The 18,508-nt window shown below is 72.7% G+C and carries 17 protein-coding genes and 4 tRNA genes; 12 read left to right on the forward strand and 9 right to left on the reverse strand.

Annotated features, from left to right (window positions below; genetic code table 11):
- Window positions 1-25 precede the first annotated feature (25 nt).
- Window positions 26-400 carry a hypothetical protein gene (locus MLUT_RS16825; RefSeq protein WP_012750860.1) on the forward strand — a complete coding sequence of 125 codons (375 nt, stop codon included), beginning with the start codon at window positions 26-28 and terminating at the stop codon, window positions 398-400.
- Window positions 387-632: a hypothetical protein gene (locus tag MLUT_RS16830; RefSeq protein ID WP_010078790.1), complete on the forward strand. Its 246-nt coding sequence runs from the start codon at window positions 387-389 to the stop codon at window positions 630-632. Before MLUT_RS16825 ends, MLUT_RS16830 begins: the two co-directional genes overlap by 14 nt.
- Window positions 633-700: 68 nt before the next feature.
- Here the strand turns inward: MLUT_RS16830 and MLUT_RS16835 are convergent, their stop codons facing one another.
- Both MLUT_RS16835 and MLUT_RS16840 read right to left on the reverse strand, forming a co-directional pair.
- Window positions 701-1,171 carry a PKD domain-containing protein gene (locus MLUT_RS16835; RefSeq protein WP_010078789.1) on the reverse strand — a complete coding sequence of 157 codons (471 nt, stop codon included), beginning with the start codon at window positions 1,169-1,171 and terminating at the stop codon, window positions 701-703.
- A gap of 494 nt (window positions 1,172-1,665) precedes the next feature.
- Entirely contained in the window at window positions 1,666-2,385 is a 720-nt protein-coding gene (locus MLUT_RS16840) for a DUF6318 family protein (RefSeq protein WP_010078788.1), read from the reverse strand.
- Between the two features lie 473 nt (window positions 2,386-2,858).
- Here MLUT_RS16840 and MLUT_RS16845 point away from each other — a divergent pair, with 473 nt between their 5' ends.
- The 5 genes from MLUT_RS16845 (at window position 2,859) to pgsA (ending at window position 10,296) form a co-directional block, all read left to right on the forward strand.
- Entirely contained in the window at window positions 2,859-3,185 is a 327-nt protein-coding gene (locus MLUT_RS16845; protein ID WP_012750861.1) for a DUF6504 family protein, read from the forward strand.
- Complete coding sequence (locus MLUT_RS16850) at window positions 3,182-6,880, forward strand: DNA polymerase III subunit alpha (RefSeq protein WP_012750862.1); 3,699 nt, start codon at window positions 3,182-3,184, stop codon at window positions 6,878-6,880. Before MLUT_RS16845 ends, MLUT_RS16850 begins: the two co-directional genes overlap by 4 nt.
- 109 nt (window positions 6,881-6,989) lie before the next feature.
- Complete coding sequence (gene thrS, locus MLUT_RS16855) at window positions 6,990-9,008, forward strand: threonine--tRNA ligase (RefSeq protein ID WP_010078785.1); 2,019 nt, start codon at window positions 6,990-6,992, stop codon at window positions 9,006-9,008.
- Complete coding sequence (locus tag MLUT_RS16860) at window positions 9,005-9,685, forward strand: HIT family protein (RefSeq protein ID WP_010078784.1); 681 nt, start codon at window positions 9,005-9,007, stop codon at window positions 9,683-9,685. Before thrS ends, MLUT_RS16860 begins: the two co-directional genes overlap by 4 nt.
- Entirely contained in the window at window positions 9,685-10,296 is a 612-nt protein-coding gene (gene pgsA, locus MLUT_RS16865; protein ID WP_010078783.1) for a phosphatidylinositol phosphate synthase, read from the forward strand. Before MLUT_RS16860 ends, pgsA begins: the two co-directional genes overlap by 1 nt.
- A 25-nt stretch (window positions 10,297-10,321) precedes the next feature.
- Here pgsA and MLUT_RS16870 read toward each other — a convergent pair whose 3' ends face one another.
- From MLUT_RS16870 to MLUT_RS16880, 3 genes are read right to left on the reverse strand one after another with little or no spacing between them, the layout of a single operon-like run.
- Window positions 10,322-10,840, reverse strand: a complete 519-nt coding sequence (locus MLUT_RS16870) for an aminoacyl-tRNA deacylase (RefSeq protein WP_010078782.1) — start codon at window positions 10,838-10,840, stop codon at window positions 10,322-10,324.
- A gap of 7 nt (window positions 10,841-10,847) precedes the next feature.
- A complete protein-coding gene (locus MLUT_RS16875) occupies window positions 10,848-11,306 on the reverse strand; it encodes a SufE family protein (RefSeq protein WP_010078781.1) in 459 nt (152 codons plus the stop codon).
- A 37-nt stretch (window positions 11,307-11,343) separates the two neighbouring features.
- The gene (locus tag MLUT_RS16880; RefSeq protein WP_010078780.1) at window positions 11,344-12,237 is read right to left on the reverse strand and encodes a sulfurtransferase; all 894 of its coding nucleotides are present in this window, start codon (window positions 12,235-12,237) and stop codon (window positions 11,344-11,346) included.
- A 223-nt stretch (window positions 12,238-12,460) separates the two neighbouring features.
- Between MLUT_RS16880 and zapE the strand changes: the two genes are divergently transcribed.
- Window positions 12,461-13,516: a cell division protein ZapE gene (gene zapE / locus MLUT_RS16885; RefSeq protein WP_010078779.1), complete on the forward strand. Its 1,056-nt coding sequence runs from the start codon at window positions 12,461-12,463 to the stop codon at window positions 13,514-13,516.
- A 140-nt stretch (window positions 13,517-13,656) separates the two neighbouring features.
- Here the strand turns inward: zapE and MLUT_RS16890 are convergent.
- The 4 genes from MLUT_RS16890 to MLUT_RS16905 all read right to left on the reverse strand — a co-directional run bounded on the left by MLUT_RS16890 (window position 13,657) and on the right by MLUT_RS16905 (window position 14,054).
- A tRNA-Gly gene (locus tag MLUT_RS16890) sits at window positions 13,657-13,733 on the reverse strand.
- A gap of 28 nt (window positions 13,734-13,761) precedes the next feature.
- Window positions 13,762-13,833: transfer RNA gene (locus MLUT_RS16895), tRNA-Val, on the reverse strand.
- A gap of 58 nt (window positions 13,834-13,891) precedes the next feature.
- Window positions 13,892-13,962, reverse strand: a tRNA-Cys gene (locus tag MLUT_RS16900).
- Window positions 13,963-13,980: 18 nt separating this feature from the next.
- Window positions 13,981-14,054 (reverse strand) — tRNA-Gly (locus tag MLUT_RS16905).
- 158 nt (window positions 14,055-14,212) lie between these two features.
- On the opposite strand from MLUT_RS16905, the gene MLUT_RS16910 reads away from it, so the two are divergent.
- The 4 genes from MLUT_RS16910 to MLUT_RS16925 are packed head-to-tail and all read left to right on the forward strand — an operon-like array spanning window position 14,213 to window position 18,499.
- Window positions 14,213-15,202: a PD-(D/E)XK nuclease family protein gene (locus tag MLUT_RS16910; RefSeq protein WP_010078778.1), complete on the forward strand. Its 990-nt coding sequence runs from the start codon at window positions 14,213-14,215 to the stop codon at window positions 15,200-15,202.
- Window positions 15,199-15,774 carry a peptide deformylase gene (gene def, locus MLUT_RS16915; protein ID WP_010078777.1) on the forward strand — a complete coding sequence of 192 codons (576 nt, stop codon included), beginning with the start codon at window positions 15,199-15,201 and terminating at the stop codon, window positions 15,772-15,774. The genes MLUT_RS16910 and def overlap by 4 nt, the downstream gene beginning before the upstream one ends.
- Before the next feature lie 14 nt (window positions 15,775-15,788).
- Entirely contained in the window at window positions 15,789-16,871 is a 1,083-nt protein-coding gene (locus MLUT_RS16920) for a methionyl-tRNA formyltransferase (RefSeq protein WP_231936645.1), read from the forward strand.
- Window positions 16,868-18,499 carry an RsmB/NOP family class I SAM-dependent RNA methyltransferase gene (locus tag MLUT_RS16925; RefSeq protein WP_012750864.1) on the forward strand — a complete coding sequence of 544 codons (1,632 nt, stop codon included), beginning with the start codon at window positions 16,868-16,870 and terminating at the stop codon, window positions 18,497-18,499. The genes MLUT_RS16920 and MLUT_RS16925 overlap by 4 nt, the downstream gene beginning before the upstream one ends.
- Window positions 18,500-18,508 lie beyond the last annotated feature (9 nt).

Below are 18,508 nucleotides of genomic sequence, written 5' to 3' on the forward strand. Positions count from 1 at the left end.
CGGTCATCTCCTGTTCACCCTGTCCGTGGGCGGCACCCCGGTGGTCGCCGCCCTCTACGACGAGACCGTCGGCACTCCGGAGGGCGACGGCAGCTTCTCGGGCGGGTTCGTCTACCAGTGGGGCGCGTACAGCCGGGCCGACCCCGTGTTTGGGGACTCCCCCGAGCGGTTCCACACACGGGAGCACACTGAGCCGGGCATGCTGCTGCCGTTCCGGTCTGAAGGCCTGGGCGACGACGCGGCGGTCGTGGAACTCTCGTGGGGTCCGCGCTGGGGTGCCCTCTGGCGTGACACCACGTTGGACTTCTTCACCGGGTTTCACTACCTCGCCGACGCGACATACCCGACCGACGACCGCCTCGTTTCTCGACTGGTCGTTGGACGGTGTGACCAAGAGTGAGGACGTCATCATCACCCAGGACGCGGAGCGGTCCGACGTCTTCGGGCTCGTCAAGTCGCTCGCGGATGGGCAGAAGCCCCGGGTCCTGAACGTGCCGGCGGGGGAGGACGCCCACACGACCCCCGACACGGTCGAGACCGGGCGTGAGGTTCCGGCGGGCGCGCTCGGAGCGCTCGCGGCCGTCGGCGCGGGACTCGTGCTCCTGGCCCGGGGGCGGGTGCGCCGGGTCTGACGCACCCGCCTGACGAGGGGGCCGCAGGGCGGTGGACGGGAGACCGTCGGCCGCCCCGCGGTCCGTCCTCAGCCTGCCGGAGCGGATTCGATGGGGCCGGTGCAGCCCCAGGCTGAGGAATCGACGCTGCAGTCATCGGCGACATTGCGGGTGATGGTGCGCCAGATGTTCGCAGTGACGGGGGCCGAGTCGAGGCTGATGGTGCCCGGGATGAGCACCCATTCGCCCCCGGCCTCCCGGTATTCGCCGATGTAGACGGTGGTGAGGCGGACCGTGTACTGCCCGGTGTCCTCGTACACGTGGCTCGTGGGGGTGGGGACGTTGAACTCCGGCTGGCTCTGGCCTGCGACCGAGGTGGCCCTGGTGGGGGAGCCGTCCCCGTAATCCCAGTGGAAGCTCACCGGAGTGGCGCGGAGTTCGACCTCGACCCCGTTGAGGGTGGTGACGAGCGTGCGCGTCTCGGCGTCGGCGTAGAAGTTGGTCTCCGCATTGCGGATCCCGCGTCCGCCATTGTCCGACCGGATCTCAGGCTCCAGCACGAGGAGCGTGCGGACCTCGTCGATGGAGACGGGCAGGGCGCCGTCTGTTGCTGGGCCTGGCGAAACCGCAGTAACGCATTCCGGCCGGCTGTAGTAGGGATCCCTATCTGGGCGAGTTGTGTCGACGAACTGCTCACGTACCCATGCCCCTTCTGGGCAAAAGGCCTCGGTCTGTTCGCGACACGTCCCAAAATCGGAATTGTTTTCTTGATTCGGGAAACAGGCGTCTACAGTGCGCTGCTCGATTGCCGGCTTTTCTCTGGCTCCTGGAGCGGTAACTTCGGATACCGGTTCGGAGGTCGGCTGAGGGGGCTGTGTCCGCGACTGTTTCTTGCACTGCGTTCGAATCCTAAATTCGACGTCTTCTCGCTTGCCGCTAATGGGAACATCGGTGCAGGTATTCGCGCGCTGTGCGTGCGCCGATGGCGCTTGAATCAGCGTTAGGGCGATGCAGGCAGTTGCTATTGCAATCAGAATACGCGAGATAGAAAGCATTATTGCGCATCCTGTTGATTTTGCATTTCATCGATTACCCAGTGGCCCTTGGAGGGTTCGTAGAATACGTCGGCCAGCCAGGTCTCGTCGTGAGTTTCCGCCCCACTGGCAGAGTCGTCTCTAACGCCCTGTGAGTCGAAGACATCTACAGCGGATGCGTCACGAACAAGAGTAGCGGTGTAGCCAAACTCTGACGGGGTGAGAGTTAACGATTTGATCGAGGTGTGCTCTCCCGTTGACCAGCCACCTTCTTTGTAGTGCTGGGCAGTTGAGTCGGATACGGCTTGGCAAAGCTCGCAGTATTCGCTGTATGTCGAATCAAAATCAGCAGTTTCCCCGGTCTGGTCGGTGTAGTAAATGGCCTCCCAGAAATAGCGAATCGCCGCCTCGGCGCCCTCCTTGGTCTCTTCCTTCATGGCGGCGGGCATCTCCGGCTTGGGCACGTTCCGCGCGGGGCCGTCGGCAGACGCGGGCACGTATTCGCCGGACCCGCTCTCCGTGGCCGTGGGGGATGAGCTGACGCCTGCGGTCTCGCTCGTGCTCGCGGGCGCGGACGTCTCGACGGCGGGCTTGGCGGACGAGGGTGACGTCGTCGACGACTCGGCGGGCTCGGACTGCCCGCCGCAGGCGGTCAGTGTGAGCGCCAAGGCCACGCTGAGCGTGCCGGCCTGGGCGAATCGGTGGCGGCGCAGGGCGCGCCCGGGTGCGGTGAGAGACATTTCCCCTCCAACTGGACGTCCGTCGTGTGTCCGCGCCTCCCGCGCTGATCCCGCAGTGCGGTGCCCGTGGTATGCGAGGCCCGGTTGGTTCGGAGTATACGCAGACGGATTGTGGTCCTGCTCGCATTGTCCACAGGACCGTGCCGGCGCACTTCTTCCGGCCCAGAGACGATTTTCTCGTGCACGTGCGCCCCAGGGTCGGGTTCGAGACCCACGGCCAGGACTCGGCCAGCCGGCCTCACGAAAGGGCGTTCCCGGCCCCTCCCGTCCCGGGGGCCATGCGTCCTTAACGTGTCCGGTAGGCGCTCTACCTTCGCATCCATCGCATTCGAACACATGTTCGAGTATGATCGGGGGTGCGGCCCACCTTCCCACTTCTTCCCCGCGTCCGGTCCGCCGGACGGGCCGCGCTCCCATCGCCCGACGGCACCCCGTCGTCGGTCCGGTCAGCAGTGCACAGGGAGAGAAGCAGAATGGGAGTCCTCACACAGTCGGTGGCGGTGGAGTGCGGGGCAGACGGCACCCCGCAGGGGCTGCGCTGGAACGGGCGGGACTACGTCCTCGCGGAGCGCCCCGTGCGCTGGTTCGAGCGGCGCCGCTGGTGGGCGGAGGAGGTCCGCGCGGAGAAGGGTCGCGGCGCCGGTCTCGTCGACCACGAGATGTGGCGGCTGCAGGTCCGCCTGGCCCGAGCCGGCGCCGCGCCCCTGCAGACCCTCGACGTCGCCCACCACCTGGACTCCGGCCGGTGGCGGCTCGTGCGCGTCCACGAGCACGCCCAGGACCTGAAGCGGTCGGCATGAGCCGGGCCGCCGCGGCCGGACGCACCGCCGCACCCTTCGCCCACCTGCACGTGGCCTCCGCGTTCAGCGCCCACTACGGGGTCAGCTGGCCCGAGGACCTCGTGGCCGCCGCCGCGGCCGCGGACATGGACCTGCTGGCCTGCACCGACCGGGACGGGCTCTACGGCATGGCCAAACACGTGGGCGCCTGCCTGCGCCACGGCATCACCCCGATCGTGGGAGTGGACCTGGCCGTCCGGTGGAGCGAGGACGAGGACGCCGGCCGCGTGGTCGTGCTCGCCCGAGGCGGCTGTCATGGCTCCGGCTACCGCTCCCTGTGCGAGCTCGTCTCCGCCGCCCACGCCCGCACCACCGGGGGAGCGGCGGGCGGCAGCCCCTGGGCCAGCGTCGCCGAGCTCGCCGCCGCAGCGGCCGGCCGGGTCCCCACCGCCGCCAACCGGGACAACCCGCCCACCCCCGAGCTGTTCGTCCTCCTCGGCCCGGACTCGGACGTCGGCCGCCACCTGGCCCGCCGCCGGTATGCGGCCGGCCTCGCCGCCCTGCGCCGCTGGAAGGCGGCCCTGCCCGCAGGCAGCCCCCACGCCGACGTCGTCACCCACCTCTCCGCCCCCGGCCGCCGCCTCGACACCGGGCACGCCGTGAAGACCCTCCGCGCCGCCCGCCAGGCCCGCATCCCCGCCGTCCTGACCAACGCCGTGCGCTACGCGGCCCCGGACGGTGCCGCCACCGCGGACGTCCTCGACGCCGTCCGTGCCCTCAGCTCCCTCGACGCCCTCCACGACCTGCAGCCCAACGGACAGGGCTGGCTCAAGTCCACCGCCGCCATGCACCGCATCGCCCACGAGGTCGCCTCCGCCGCCGACGACCGCCCCGCCCCCCTGCTCGAGGCCACCCGCCGCCTCGCCGAGGCCTGCGCGCTCGACCCCGAGACCGACCTCGGCTGGGGCGTGCCCCGCGTCCCCGAGGCCGCCGTCATCGGCATCGACGGCCCCCCGGAGCACGTGCTGCGCGAGCGCACCCGCACCGGCCTCCTCGCCCGCTACCCCCACCTCCACACCAGGGGAGGCCTCCCCGGCACCAGCCAGGCGGCCCGGGACCTGCAGGACCGCGCCGAGCACGAGCTCGGCATCATCACCCGACTCGGCTTCTCCTCCTACTTCCTCACCGTGGCCGCCGTCGTCGACCTCATCGAGGGCATGGGCATCCGCGTGGCCGCCCGCGGCTCCGGCGCCTCCTCCCTCGTCAACCACGCCCTGCGCATCTCCCATGTCGACCCCATGGCCAACGGCCTGATCATGGAGCGCTTCCTCTCCACCGACCGCTCCACCCTCCCGGACATCGACATCGACGTGGAGTCCGCCCGCCGCCACGAGATCTACCACGCCGTCGTCGATCGCTTCGGCGCCGAGCGCACCACCCTCATGAGCATGCAGAACGCCTACCGGGCCCGCGGCGCCGTCCGCGACGCAGGCCTCGCCCTCGGCATGCCCGAACCCGAGGTGGACGCCATCGCCAAGCAGCTCTGGCGCTTCTCCGCCTCGAACTTCCGCGAGGCCCTCCAGCGCATGCCCGAACTCGGCGGCCTCTCCCGCCGCATCGAGTCCGGCCGCGCCGAGGGCGACCGCCAGCTGGACCTGCTCGTCGACCTCACCGAACGCCTCGACCGCCTGCCCCGCCACATCTCCATGCACCCCTGCGGCGTCATCCTCGGCGACGCCACCCTGCTGCACCGCACCCCCGTCCAGCCCTCCGGCATGGGCCTGCCCATGAGCCAGTTCGACAAGCACGACATGGACCCCATGGGCTTCCTCAAGCTCGACATCCTCGGCGTGCGCATGCAGTCCGCCATCGCCTACACGATCGCCGAGGTCGAACGCACCACGGGCGAGCGCATCGACCTCGAACAGGTGCCCCTCGACGACGACGCCACCTACGCGATGATCCGCACCACCCACACCCTCGGCTGCTTCCAGATCGAGTCCCCGGGCCAGCGCGAACTCGTCGGCAAACTCGCCCCCCGCGAGTTCAACGACCTCACCGTGGACATCTCCCTCTTCCGCCCCGGCCCCATGCAGTCCGACATGGTCCGACCCTTCCTCGAACAGCGGCACGGCTGGGCACCCGCCCACTACCCGCACCCCGACCTGCGGCCCGTCCTCGCCGAGACCCACGGGGTCACCGTCTTCCACGAACAGGTCCTGCGCACCATGGACGTCATGACCGGCTGCGGACTGGCCCGCGCCGACGAGCACCGCCGCCTCCTCGGCGGCCCGCAGGAACACCTCGTCGAAGAGGCCTTCCGCACCGGCGCCCTCGCCCGCGGCTACCCCCTCGAAGTCATCGACGAAGTCTGGGCCACCCTCTCCGCCTTCGGCTCCTTCGGCTTCTGCAAGGCCCACGGCGCCGCCTTCGCCGTCCCCACCTACCACTCCGCCTGGCTCAAGACCCACCACCCCGCCGCCTTCATGGCCGCCATCCTCGAACACGACCCCGGCATGTACCCCGCCCGCCTCATGGTCGCCGAGGCCCGCCGCATGGGCATCCCCGTCCTGCCCGTGGACGTCAACGCCTCCTCCCGCCACGTCCACGTCGAATGGGTCCCCGCCCACCCCGAGGTCGACGACGGCGCCCCCGGCCGTTGGGGCATCCGCCTGCCCCTCACCAGCCTCTCCGGACTCAGCGAAGCCGAGACCGACCGCCTCGACGCCGGCCGCCCCTACCGCTCCCTCGCCGACGTCCGCGACCGCGCCCGCCCCACCGCCCGCAACCTCGAACGCCTCGCCCAGCTCGGCGCCCTCGACTGCCTCCTCCCACCCGGCGGCGCCTCCCGCACCGACCTCGTCCACCACCTCGAACTCCAGCACTCCACCACCCGCGGCACCGCCCCCGGCCGCACCGCCCCGCGCTCGCGGTCCGCCCGTCCACGGCAGGTGGAGGGCCAGCTGGCCCTGGACCTGCCGGACACCGAGCTCACCGCCCTCGCCCCGCTCTTCCCGGACCCGGGCCCGGCCGCCCGGGTCCGCACCGAGCTGGAGCTCACCGCCCTGGACGTCACCGCCCACCTCATGGACTCCCACGCCCCGTACCTGGACGCGCTCGGCGTCACCCGGGCGAAGGACCTGCTCGGGCTGCGCACGCAGTCCCGGGTGCTCGTGGCCGGGGTGCGCGTGGCCACCCAGACCCCGCCCATGCGCAGCGGCAAGCGGGTGGTGTTCCTCTCCGTGGACGACGGCACCGGCTGCGTGGACGCCTCCTTCTTCACGGAGGCCCAGCACGCCTCCGGGGAGATGCTCTTCTCCGCCCGCCTCCTGCTGATCGAGGGCACCGTCCGGCGCACCGGCGACCGGGCCGTGTCCGTCCAGGCCGTGCGCGCCTGGGACCTGCACCGGCCCGAGACGCTCCCGGACCCCGACTACCTGGACGCCACCCGGCAGCAGTGGCGGGACTGGCTCGCGGCGGACCGCCGAGCCGCCGCCGCGCGCCGCAGCGGCCGGGCGGGCACCGGAGCGCAACCCCTGCCGGACATCCCGCACCACGGCACGGGCGGCTGGCCCGTGAAGGTGCGCACCGACGTCGGGCCGGCCGGCGGGGCCCGTCCCGGCCGCGCGGCACCCGATCGGCCCGCTCCGGAGCACACCCCGATCCCGGTGCCCCACCCGGAGACGTGGGAGCTGCTGCCCACCCCGGACAGATGAGACCGGCCGCCTCCGTGCCCCGCCGTCCGGCCGCGCCCCTAGAATGGGACGCGGCCGACGGTGGCCCCCGTACGCCACCGATCCCGAAGCCAGACCTCGAAGGAGCACCGTGTCGGAGCCGAAGAACATCCTGCTGACCGTGGACGGAGAGCTGCGGGAGGTGACGCACGGCACCACCGGCCTCGACCTCTTCCGCGAGAAGCCGACCACCGCCGTCATGCGGGTGGACGGCCTGCTCTGGGATCTGGCCCGCGAGATCCCCGCCGGCGCGTCCGTCGAGTCGGTGGACATCACGGAGCCCGAGGGCCTCGAGGTGCTGCGGCACTCCACCGCCCACGTGATGGCCCAGGCCGTGCAGCAGCTGCGCCCGGGCGCCAAGCTCGGCATCGGCCCGTACATCACGGACGGCTTCTACTTCGACTTCGACGTCGACGATCCCTTCACCCCCGAGGACCTCAAGCAGATCTCCTCGCTCATGCAGAAGATCGTGAAGTCCGGCCAGGCCTTCCGCCGCCGCGTCGTGGACGAGGAGACCGCCCGCGCCGAGATGGCGGACGAGCCCTACAAGCTCGAGCTGCTCGGCAAGAAGGACGCCGCGGACACCGCCGGCGAGGGCGCCTCCGTGGAGGTCGGGGCCGGGGAGATCACCATCTACGACAACGTGGACCGCAAGACCGGCGACGCCGTGTGGTGCGACCTCTGCCGCGGCCCGCACCTGCCCTCCACCAAGCTCATCGGCAACGGCTTCGCGCTCACCCGCTCCGCCGCCGCCTACTGGCTCGGCAACGAGAAGAACAAGCAGCTGCAGCGCATCTACGGCACCGCGTGGGCCAGCAAGGACGACCTCAAGGCCTACCAGGAGCGCCTCGCCGAGGCCGAGCGCCGCGACCACCGCAAGCTCGGCGCCGAGCTGGATCTCTTCTCCTTCCCGGACGAGCTCGGCTCCGGCCTGCCCGTGTTCCACCCGCGCGGCGGCATCATCCGCAAGGAGATGGAGGACTACTCCCGTCGGCGCCACACCGAGGCCGGCTACGAGTTCGTCTACACCCCGCACATCACCAAGCAGCACCTCTACGAGGTGTCCGGCCACCTCGACTGGTACGCGAACGGCATGTTCCCGCCCATGCACATCGACGAGGTCCGTGATCCCGAGACCGGCGAGATCACCCGCCAGGGGCAGAACTACTACCTCAAGCCGATGAACTGCCCCATGCACAACCTGATCTACCGCTCCCGCGGCCGGTCCTACCGTGAGCTGCCGCTGCGACTGTTCGAGTTCGGCTCCGTGTACCGGTACGAGAAGTCCGGCGTGGTCCACGGCCTCACGCGCGTGCGCGGCATGACCCAGGACGACGCCCACATCTACTGCACCCGCGAGCAGATGAAGGAGGAGCTGACCACCACGCTCAACTTCGTCCTCGACCTGCTCAAGGACTACGGCCTCAACGACTTCCACCTCGAGCTCTCCACCAAGGACCCGGAGAAGTTCGTCGGCTCCGACGAGATCTGGGAGGAGGCCACCCGCACCCTCGCCGAGGTCGCGGAGGCTTCCGGTCTGCAGCTCGTCCCGGACCCGGGCGGCGCCGCGTTCTACGGCCCGAAGATCTCGGTCCAGGCCCGGGACGCCATCGGCCGCACGTGGCAGATGTCCACCATCCAGCTGGACTTCAACCTGCCCGAGCGCTTCGACCTCGAGTACCAGGCCGCCGACGGCACCCGTCAGCGCCCCGTGATGATCCACCGCGCCCTCTTCGGCTCCATCGAGCGCTTCCTGGGCGTCCTCACCGAGCACTACGCCGGCGCGTTCCCGGCCTGGCTCGCCCCGGAGCAGGTCGTGGCCATCCCGGTGGCCGAGGCATTCAACGACTACCTGGACGACGTCGTCGCGAAGCTGCGCGCCGAGGGGATCCGGGCGCGCCTGGACGACTCCTCGGACCGCTTCCCGAAGAAGATCCGCACCGCGGCCAAGGAGAAGGCGCCGTTCGTGCTGATCGCCGGCGGCGAGGACAGGGAGGCGGGCGCCGTGTCCTTCCGCTTCCGCGACGGCACCCAGGACAACGGCGTGCCGGTGGAGGAGGCGATCGAACGCATCGTGAAGGCGGTGCGCGAGCGCGAGGTCACCCCATGACCAGCCCCGGCACCGGCGGATCCGACGCGCGTGCGCAGGCCCGCGCGTCGGCGGACGCCGCCGCCACGGACGGCTTCGAGCTGCCCGGCGCCCCGGACGCCTTCGAGCGGTTCTGGAACGCCCACCGCATGGCGTACGTGTCCAAGGGGACGGGCCAGGTCAAGGACGAGCACACCTGCCCGTTCTGCGCGGCCCCGCAGCGCGACGATGAGGACTCCCTCATCGTCCACCGCGGCCGCACCGCCTACGTGGTGCTGAACCTGTACCCGTACAACCCCGGTCACCTGCTCGTCTGCCCCTACCGCCACGTGCCCCTGTACACGGACACCACCACGGAGGAGGCCGCCGAGATGGCGGAGCTGACCCAGACGGCGATGCTGGCCCTCGGCCAGGCCGCCGGTGCGTCCGGCTACAACCTCGGCATGAACCAGGGGGCGGTGGCCGGCGCCGGGATCGCGGCCCATCTGCACCAGCACGTGGTGCCGCGGTGGACCGGCGACGGCAATTTCCTGCCGATCATCGCCCGGACCAAGAACATGTCGCAGACCCTGGGGGAGACCCGGCAGATCCTCGCGGACGTCTGGGACCGGGCCGCCCAGGACCACGCCGCGCGCCAGGCGGCCAACGCCCGTTCCGCGGCCGAGCATCCTCGCCCGGGGTCCGGAGACCCCGCCTGATGCTGGACCGTCACGCGCGCGGCGTCACCACCCGCCTGTTCACCCCGGTGGCCCGTACGCTCCTGCGGGCCGGGGTCAGTCCGGACACCGTGACGGTCGTCGGCACGCTCGGCGTGAGCCTGGGCGCGCTCGTGCTCTTCCCCCTGGGGCACCTGTTCTGGGGCACGCTCTTCATCACCGCGTTCGTGTTCTCGGACCTGGTGGACGGGATCATGGCGCGCGAGGCCGGGTCCACCGGCCGCTGGGGCGCGTTCCTCGACTCCACCCTGGACCGCGTGCAGGACGCGGCCGTGTTCCTCGGGCTGTGCCTGTGGGGCTTCGGCGTCGGCGCCGCACCCGCGGTCGGCGCGCTCTCCGCGGCCTGCCTCGCCCTGGGCATGCTCGTCTCCTACGTGCGTGCCAAGGCGGAGGCCCTCGGCTGGAGCGCGCACGTGGGCATCGCCGAGCGCGCCGAACGGCTCGTGGCCGCCCTCGTGGTCGCCGGCCTCACCGGCCTCGGTCTGCCCCCGGTCGTCCTGGCCGTCACCTTGGGGCTGCTCGCCGCCGCGTCCCTGGTCACCGTCGGCCAGCGCATGGCCGCGGTGCGCCACCAGGCGCGCGACGACGCCTGACCGGCCCGGCTGCAGGACCCGCCCGTCAGCCCGCCGCGATCTCCGCGACGACGGCGCCCGTCACCTGCACGAGGTCGGCGGGCGCGATCTCCACATCCAGGCCGCGTTGCCCGCCGGAGACGTACATGAGCTCCGCGTCGAGAGCGGAGGAGTCCAGGACGACGGGGTGGGGCCGGCGCTGGCCCAGGGGCGAGACGCCGCCCCGCACGTAGCCGGTCCGGCGTTCGACGACGGCCAGATCGGCCAGGGCGAGCCGCTTGACGCCCAGCACCGCGGCGGCGGCCCGCAGGTCCAGCTGACCGGACACGGGCACCACGCACGCCGCGAGCGCACCGTCGGGGTCCGCCACCATCAGCGTCTTGAACAGTCGGTCGGCGGGCACGCTGAGCGCCCGGGCGACCTGGACGCCGAACCGCTCGCCGCCGGCGTCGAGGGCCACGTCGAAGGTGTGCAGCCGGTACGGGACCCCGGCGGCCTCGAGAGCGGCGACGGCCGGCGTGGCCGCCCCGTGCCGGGCGCCGCGATCCTTCTTGCGCTGGCCCACGGCGGACTCAGGCGATCCCGGCCTGCTCGCGCACGTTGCGCTTGATGCGGCCGAGCATGGCGGACATGCCGCGCAGCCGCAGGGGGGTGAGGGCCTTGGCCAGACCGAGGCGGCCGGGGATGTCCTCGGGTACGTCGAGGACCTCGAGGGCGCTCAGCCCGTCCAGGCCCTGGGTGAGCACGGAGGCGAAGCCGCGCGTGGTGGGCGCCTCCGGGGGAGCGGCGATGAAGAGGCGGACCGGGGCCTGCGGGCCGGGCTCGCCCTCGAGCTCGACGGCCAGGAACAGCGGGGTCTGGCATTCCACGACCTGCTCCATCTCCGTCTCGTGGCCGTCGTAGCGCTCCGGCAGCGCCGGCAGCTCGTCCGAGAACTCCAGCAGCAGCTCGAGCTTCTCGGGATCGGGCACCCCGGCGAAGTCGTCGATGATCTCGGCCAGGGCGGCGGGCACGGCGTGGTTCTCGGTCATGGTGTCCCAGTCTAGTGATCCACGCCGTGCCGGGGGCTCAGCGCGCGGGGGCCTCGCCCGGCTCTTCGCCGACGGCGATGGGCAGGCGCACGGCGTTGCCCCACTCGGTCCAGGAGCCGTCGTAGTTGCGGACGTCCTCGTGGCCGAGCAGGTACTTGAGCACGAACCACGTGTGGGAGGACCGCTCGCCGATGCGGCAGTAGGCGATCACGTCGTCGCCCTCCTGCAGCCCGGCGTCGGTGCGGTAGACCTGCTCCAGCTCGGCGCGGGACTTGAAGGTGCCGTCCTCGTTGGCCGCGGACGCCCACGGCACGGACGCCGCCGTGGGGATGTGGCCGCCGCGCAGGGTGCCCTCCTGCGGGTAGCCGGCCATGTGCGTGGTCTCGCCCGTGTACTCGGGACGGGAGCGGACGTCGATCAGCGGGGTGGTCCCGATGGCCTGCAGGACGTCCTCGCGGGCGGCGCGCTCGGTGTGGTCGTCGCGCTCGATCACCGGGTACTCGGCGCGGGCCACGGTCGGGACCTCGCGGGTGGTCTCGCGTCCCTCCGCGATCCACTTGTCACGGCCGCCGTCCATCAGGCGCAGGTCCTCATGGCCGTAGAGGGTGAACACCCACAGCGCGTAGGCGGCCCACCAGTTGGACTTGTCCCCGTAGAACACCACGGTGGTGTCCCGGGAGATCCCCTTGGAGGCGGCGAACTCGGCGAAGGCCTCGGGGCCGACGAAGTCGCGGCTGACGGGGTCGTTGAGCTCGGTGTGCCAGTCGACGCGCTGGGCGCCGGGGATGTGGCCGGTGGAGTAGAGGAGAGCGTCCTCGTTGGACTCGAGGACCACGACGTCGTCGTCGCCGACATGGTCGGCGACCCACTGCGTGGACACCAGCTTCTCGGGGTGGGCGTACTCGGAGAACTTCGCGGCGGTATCGGTCATGGCACTGCCTTCCTTCGCGTCGGGGCGGGCCCGCACGGGCCCGGGGCGGGCGGCACGACGACGGCGGGTTCCGTGTCCGTGCCCTGCGCGCCAGATTACGGCACGTCGGTGTCACGTAAGAGGGTAGGGGCCCCTCAGTCCGGGACACGCGAGGTCACATGGGTCGGGTCCGCGGCCCGATAGCATGGCCCGGAATCCCCGTCGTCGACCCTGGGAGTGTCCCGTGGCTCAGATCGTCCACCTCGCCGACCGTTCGCCGCAGGTCACCCCGGACCAGCTGCTGTCCGGCTTCCACCCGTCGTACCGCTTCGGCACGGTGTCCTTCGACACCTACATCCCGGACCCCGCGCACCCCTCGCAGGCACAGGCCGTGGAGCGGCTGCGCCGGTTCGCTGCAGACCTCGGACGGGGCGGCTCGGGCGGCGGGTTCCTCGGCGGCCTGTTCGGCGGGATGAAGCGGGCGGCGGGGCCGGCCGGCATCTACCTCGACGGCGGCTTCGGCGTCGGCAAGACCCACCTGCTGGCCTCGACGTGGCACGCGGCCCCCGGGCCCAAGGCGTTCGGCACGTTCGTGGAGTACACCAACCTCGTGGGCGCCCTGTCCTTCCGCAAGGCGGTGGACCAGCTCAAGGAGTACACCCTCGTGTGCATCGACGAGTTCGAGCTCGACGACCCGGGGGACACCGTGCTGATGTCCCGGCTCATGCGCGAGCTGGCCGACGCCGGCGTGCGCCTGGTGGCGACCTCCAACACCCTGCCGGGCTCGCTCGGCGAGGGGCGCTTCGCGGCGCAGGACTTCAAGCGCGAGATCCAGGTCCTGGCCGAGCAGTTCGAGGTCATCCGCGTGGACGGCGAGGACTACCGCCACCGCGGACTGACCGCCGCGCCGGACCCGCTGCCGGACGACCAGGTGGTCGCGACGGCGGAGCAGAACTTCCCCGACGCCGGCGTGCTGGCCGTGGACGACTTCGACGCCCTGACCGCCATGCTCTCCCGCGTGCATCCGTCGCGGTATCGCGAGCTGGTCAAGGACGTGGACGTGCTCGCCCTGCACGACGTGAAGACCATCACGGAGCAGGCCACGGCCCTGCGCTTCGTGGTGTTCGCGGACCGCCTGTACGACAAGGACGTGCCCGTCCTCGCCTCCGGCGTGCCCTTCGACGCCCTGTTCACGCAGGAGATGATGCACGGTGGCTACATGAAGAAGTACTTCCGCACGGTCTCCCGCATGACCGCCCTGGTCCGGGAGGGCCAGACGGGCGTGGCCGAGCACAAGTGAGCCGGCCCGGTCGCCACCCGGGGCCGGGCGGGCCGTGACGTCCTGCCCGGCCCCTCGTCGCCGAGGCGGGCCTCGCCCACCCGGGCGGGTGCGCCCCGGAATGACGAAGGGCCCCTCCGTCAGGAGGGGCCCTTCGCGTGTGGAGCGGATGACGAGATTCGAACTCGCGACCTCCACCTTGGCAAGGTGGCGCTCTAGCCAACTGAGCTACATCCGCCTGAGTCGATCTTCACGGATCGTCTCCGTGCGCGATACTGGGTTCGAACCAGTGACCTCTTCCGTGTCAGGGAAGCGCGCTACCGCTGCGCCAATCGCGCTCGTCCACCTCCGAGGAGGTGGTGAACATGCCGCCACTCCCGGTCGGAGAAGCCTGCGAGGTCGGGACGGGATTCGAACCCGCGTATACGGCTTTGCAGGCCGCTGCCTCGCCTCTCGGCCACCCGACCAGGGGTGAAGGTTGAGCGAGCGGATGACGAGATTCGAACTCGCGACCTCCACCTTGGCAAGGTGGCGCTCTAGCCAACTGAGCTACATCCGCGTGTCGGTGCCGCCGGGATCCGCTCGTCTGAGCCGCTCACCTGCGTTTTCCAACGAGAAGGAACTCTAGGCCATCTCCGCCCGGATGCAAAATCGGCGTCCGCAGGCGTGTCGGTCCACCCCGTCGGGGGTCTGTGGACCCTGCCAGAATGGCTGACCATGACCCAGCCACGCCTCGCGCATCAGACCCCCCACGGACGCATGTACGCGCGCTCCCTCTCGGGCCTGCCCGAGGTCCCGTCCATCACCACCGTGATCGGCATGGAGAAGACGGACCTGGACGGCTGGGTCGGGTGGATGGCGGCCCAGTCCGTGACCCAGGATCCGCGCCTGGCGGAATCCGTGGGCTCCGCGGCGCGCCTGAAGCAGGTGGCCCGGCAGTCCGCCGACGCCGCGGCCCGCTACCGGGACGCCGCGGCCGAGCGCGGGGACCGCGTGCACGACTACGCCGAGCAGGTCGCCCAGCGCGCCCTCGGCCGCCCCCACACCATGGCGGAGGCCCGCGCGCGCCTGATCGAGCACGGTGAGGGTGCCTACGCGGACCGCTTCGACGAGTGGTGGGACCTCTACGACGTCCGGCCGATCGCGGCCGAGATCACCGTCTGGAACCACACCGTGGGCTACGCGGGCACCCTGGACCTCGTCGCCCGGATCGGCGGCCGGCTGTGCCTGATCGACTACAAGACGAAGGGCACGGGGCGGGACGGACGGGTCAAGGCGCTCGACCCCAAGGTGGTCATGCAGTTGACCGCCGGCCTGAAGGCGGAGGAGTCCCTCGTGGACCCCGAGGCCGGCACCTGGGAGGAGTGGCGGCACGGCCAGGCCGAGATGCTGCTCGGCGTCGCCCTGGGGGAGACCGAGGTCGCCGTGCACCAGGCCAACCCCGGTGTGCTGCCCCGCCACTGGCACAAGTTCTGGGCCCTGCGCCAGGTCTGGAAGCACGCGCAGGCCGTGGACGACGCCGGCCCCGCGCTCCGCCTCATCGGCCCGCCTCCGCCGTCGGTCCCGGCGTCGGCGGCCACCGGTCTGCAGGCCGTGCGCGCCGCGGCGTTCGGCGGCGGCTCCCACGCCGCCCCGGCCGTGGCGCCCGACGGGTCGTCGTCGCGCCCGGCGTCCGCCGCCGAGGGCGGCGATAGGGTGACGGCGTGACCGTCCTGCCCGTCCGCACCGTCCCCGACCCCGTCCTGCGCACCGCCGCGTCGCCCGTGCCCGCGGGCGCGGACGTGCGCGCCCTCGTGGCGGACATGATCGCGACGATGCACGCCGTCGGGGGCGTGGGCCTGGCCGCACCCCAGGTGGGCGTGGGTCTGCGCGTCTTCGTGTTCGACGTCGCCGGCGTCGCCGGGCACGTGGTCAATCCCGTGCTCGAGACCGCCGGGCAGGCGCTGCGGGAGCCAGGCGAGGGGTGTCTGTCCGTGCCCGGGCTGCGCTACCACCCGGCGCGTGACGCCGAGGCCGTCGTCCGCGGCACCGACGTCGACGGGAACCCGGTGGAGCACCGGGGGACCGGCCTGCTCGCCCGCTGCCTCCAGCACGAGACCGACCACCTCGACGGGATCCTCTACGTCGACCGCCTCGACGGCGAGGAACGCCGTGAGGCCCGCCGCCGCATGCGCGCCGGCGAGGTGGACCGCGCCGCTCGCCGCATCGGGGCCGAGCGCGCGGCTGCCGTCAGCTCGGTCTTCGGCGCCCCCGCCGCCGGAGCGGGAGCCGCCCGATGACCGCCCCGACGCCCCTGCGCGTGCTCTACGCCGGCACGCCCGAGACCGCCGTGCCCGCGCTGCGCGCCCTGCTCGACTCGCCCCACGAGGTCGTCGGCGTGCTCACCCGGCCGGACGCCCCGGTCGGGCGCCGGCGGGTGCTGACCCCGTCGCCGGTCGCGGTCACGGCAGAGGAGGCCGGCCTGCCCGTGCTCAAGGCCGACCGACTCCGCGGACCCGAGGGCGCCGATGCCCTCCAGGCGATCCGCGCGCTCGAGGCGGACGTGGCCGTCGTCGTCGCCTACGGGGCGCTCGTGCCCGCCGAGGCCCTGCAGATCCCCCGTCACGGCTGGCTCAACCTGCACTTCTCCGCGCTGCCGGCCTACCGCGGCGCCGCCCCCGTCCAGCGCGCCGTGATGGCCGGGGAGACCGAGATCGCCGCCGACGTGTTCCAGCTCGAAGAGGGCCTGGACACCGGCCCCGTCTTCGCCCGGCTCACCCGCCCCGTCGCGGCCGACGAGACCGCCGGGGCCGTGCTCACCGACCTCGCCGAGCGCGGCGGCCCGCTCGTGATCGACGTGCTCGACCGCCTGGCGGACGGCACCGCGACCGCCACGCCCCAGCGCGGCGAACCCACCCACGCGCCGAAGCTCACGGCCGCAGACGGCCTGGTGGACCCCGCCCGCCCGGCCGCCGAGGTGGCCGCCCGGATCAACGGCGTCACCCCCGAGCCCGGCGCCTGGGGCTGGCTGACCGCGGACGACGGTGCCGCCCCGGCCCGCTTCAAGCTCGACGGCGTCGCCCCGGTCCGTGCCGGCGACGACGGCTGGCCCTCCGATCTCGACGCAGCGGCTCCCGGGCAGATCCTGGTGGCCGCGAAGGCCGCCTGGCTGCGCACCGCCGGCGGGGCCGTCCGGCTCTCCCGCGTCCAGCCGGCGGGCAGGAAGCTGATGCCGGCCGCCGACTGGGCACGCGGCGCCGCCGCCGGGGCCGCGCTGCTGGCCGGGGATGAGCTCGCCGACCACGAGGCGCAGGTCTGTCAGGAGGCCGCCGCTCGGGCGGCGGCACGCGAGGCCGCGCGGAACACCGCGGCACAGGACGAGGAGGCACACGCATGAGCCGCGAAGGACAGCCAGGACAGGGCCGGGGCGAGCGAGGGACCCGCGGAGAACGCGGCCGCGCACCCCGGCCGGACGCCCAGGACCGCCGCGACGCGCAGGGGCGCACCCGCAACCGGGGTCGCTCCGGCGCCGCGCGGAAGTACTCGGCGCAGGCGCCGTCGCAGCGCTCCCGCACCGCCGACCCGGCGCGCCGCGTCGCCTTCGGGGTGGTCCGCTCCGTCCACGCCGAGGACGCGTACGCGAACCTGGTCCTCCCGGCGCGCATCCGCCAGGCCCGCCTCGACCGGCGCGACGCCGGCTTCGCCACCGAACTCGCCTACGGCACCCTGCGCGGGCTCGGCCTGTACGACGCGATCCTGACCCGCTGCGTGGACCGCCCGCTCGAGAAGATCGACCCACCCGTGCTCGACGCCCTGCGGCTCGGCGCCCACCAGCTGCTGGGCATGCGCGTGCCCGCCCACGCCGCCCTCGACGCCACCGTCTCCCTCGTGCGCGCCGAGGTCGGGGCCGGCGCCTCCGGGTTCGTGAACGCGGTGCTGCGTCGGATCGCCGAACGCCCCCTCGAGGAGTGGCTGGCCGACGTCGCCCCCGCCGACGGCGGCGACGCCGCCCTGGCCGTCCGCACCTCGCACCCGGTGTGGATCGTCCGCGCGCTGCGCCAGGCCCTGGCCGCCCACCGCGGCACCCGCCACATCGCAGACCGCGACGCCGAGCTGGCCGCCCTGCTTGAGGCGAACAACGCCCCGCCCGTGGTCAACCTCGTCGCCCTGCCCGTGGCCGGCGGGGCCGAAGCGCTCGCCGCGGCCCTCGACGACGGCGCCGAACCTGGGCCGCTGGCCCCGGACTCCGCCCTGCACTCCGGCGGCGACGCCGGCCGCCTGCCCGGGGTGCGCGAGGGCGTGCTCCGCGTCCAGGACGCCGGCTCCCAGCTCACCGCCCGCGCCCTGGCGCACGTGCCCGTCCCCGCGGCCGAGGGGCGGGCCGAGCGCTGGCTCGACCTGTGCGCCGGCCCCGGCGGCAAGGCGGCCCTGCTGGCTGCCCTCGCCGCCGAGCGGGGGGCGACGCTCGTGGCCAACGAGGTCGCCCCACACCGCGCCGACCTCGTCCGGCAGGCACTCGCCGCCGTGCCCGCCGGCGCCTGGACCGTCCGGGCCGGGGACGGTCGCACGATCGCCGACGCCCCCGAGGCGGCCCCGGCGTTCGATCGCGTCCTCGTGGACGCCCCCTGCACCGGCCTCGGTGCGCTGCGCCGCCGACCCGAGTCGCGCTGGCGCCGCACCCCGGCCGACCTCGCCGAGCTCACCGGCCTGCAGGCCGAGCTGCTCGACGCGGCGGTCGCCGTCCTCGCCCCCGGCGGGGTGCTCGCCTACGTGACCTGCTCCCCGCACGTCGCGGAGACCGTCGTCCAGGTCCAGGACCTCGTGCGCCGCCACCCCGAGCTGGAGCTGCTCGACGCCCGCACCGCCCTCGACGCCGTCGCGCTCGACGACCTGCGCCTGGACGAGGCCGAACCCGCCGGCGCGCCGGAGCCGGCAGACGTGGTCGCCCGCACGGCCCAGCTCTGGCCGCACCGGCACGGCACCGACGCCATGTTCCTGGCCCTGCTGCGCGCCCCCGGCGCCTGACCGAGAGGA

The organism is Micrococcus luteus NCTC 2665 (assembly GCF_000023205.1).
In the GTDB taxonomy this organism is placed as follows: Bacteria; Actinomycetota; Actinomycetes; order Actinomycetales; family Micrococcaceae; genus Micrococcus; species Micrococcus luteus.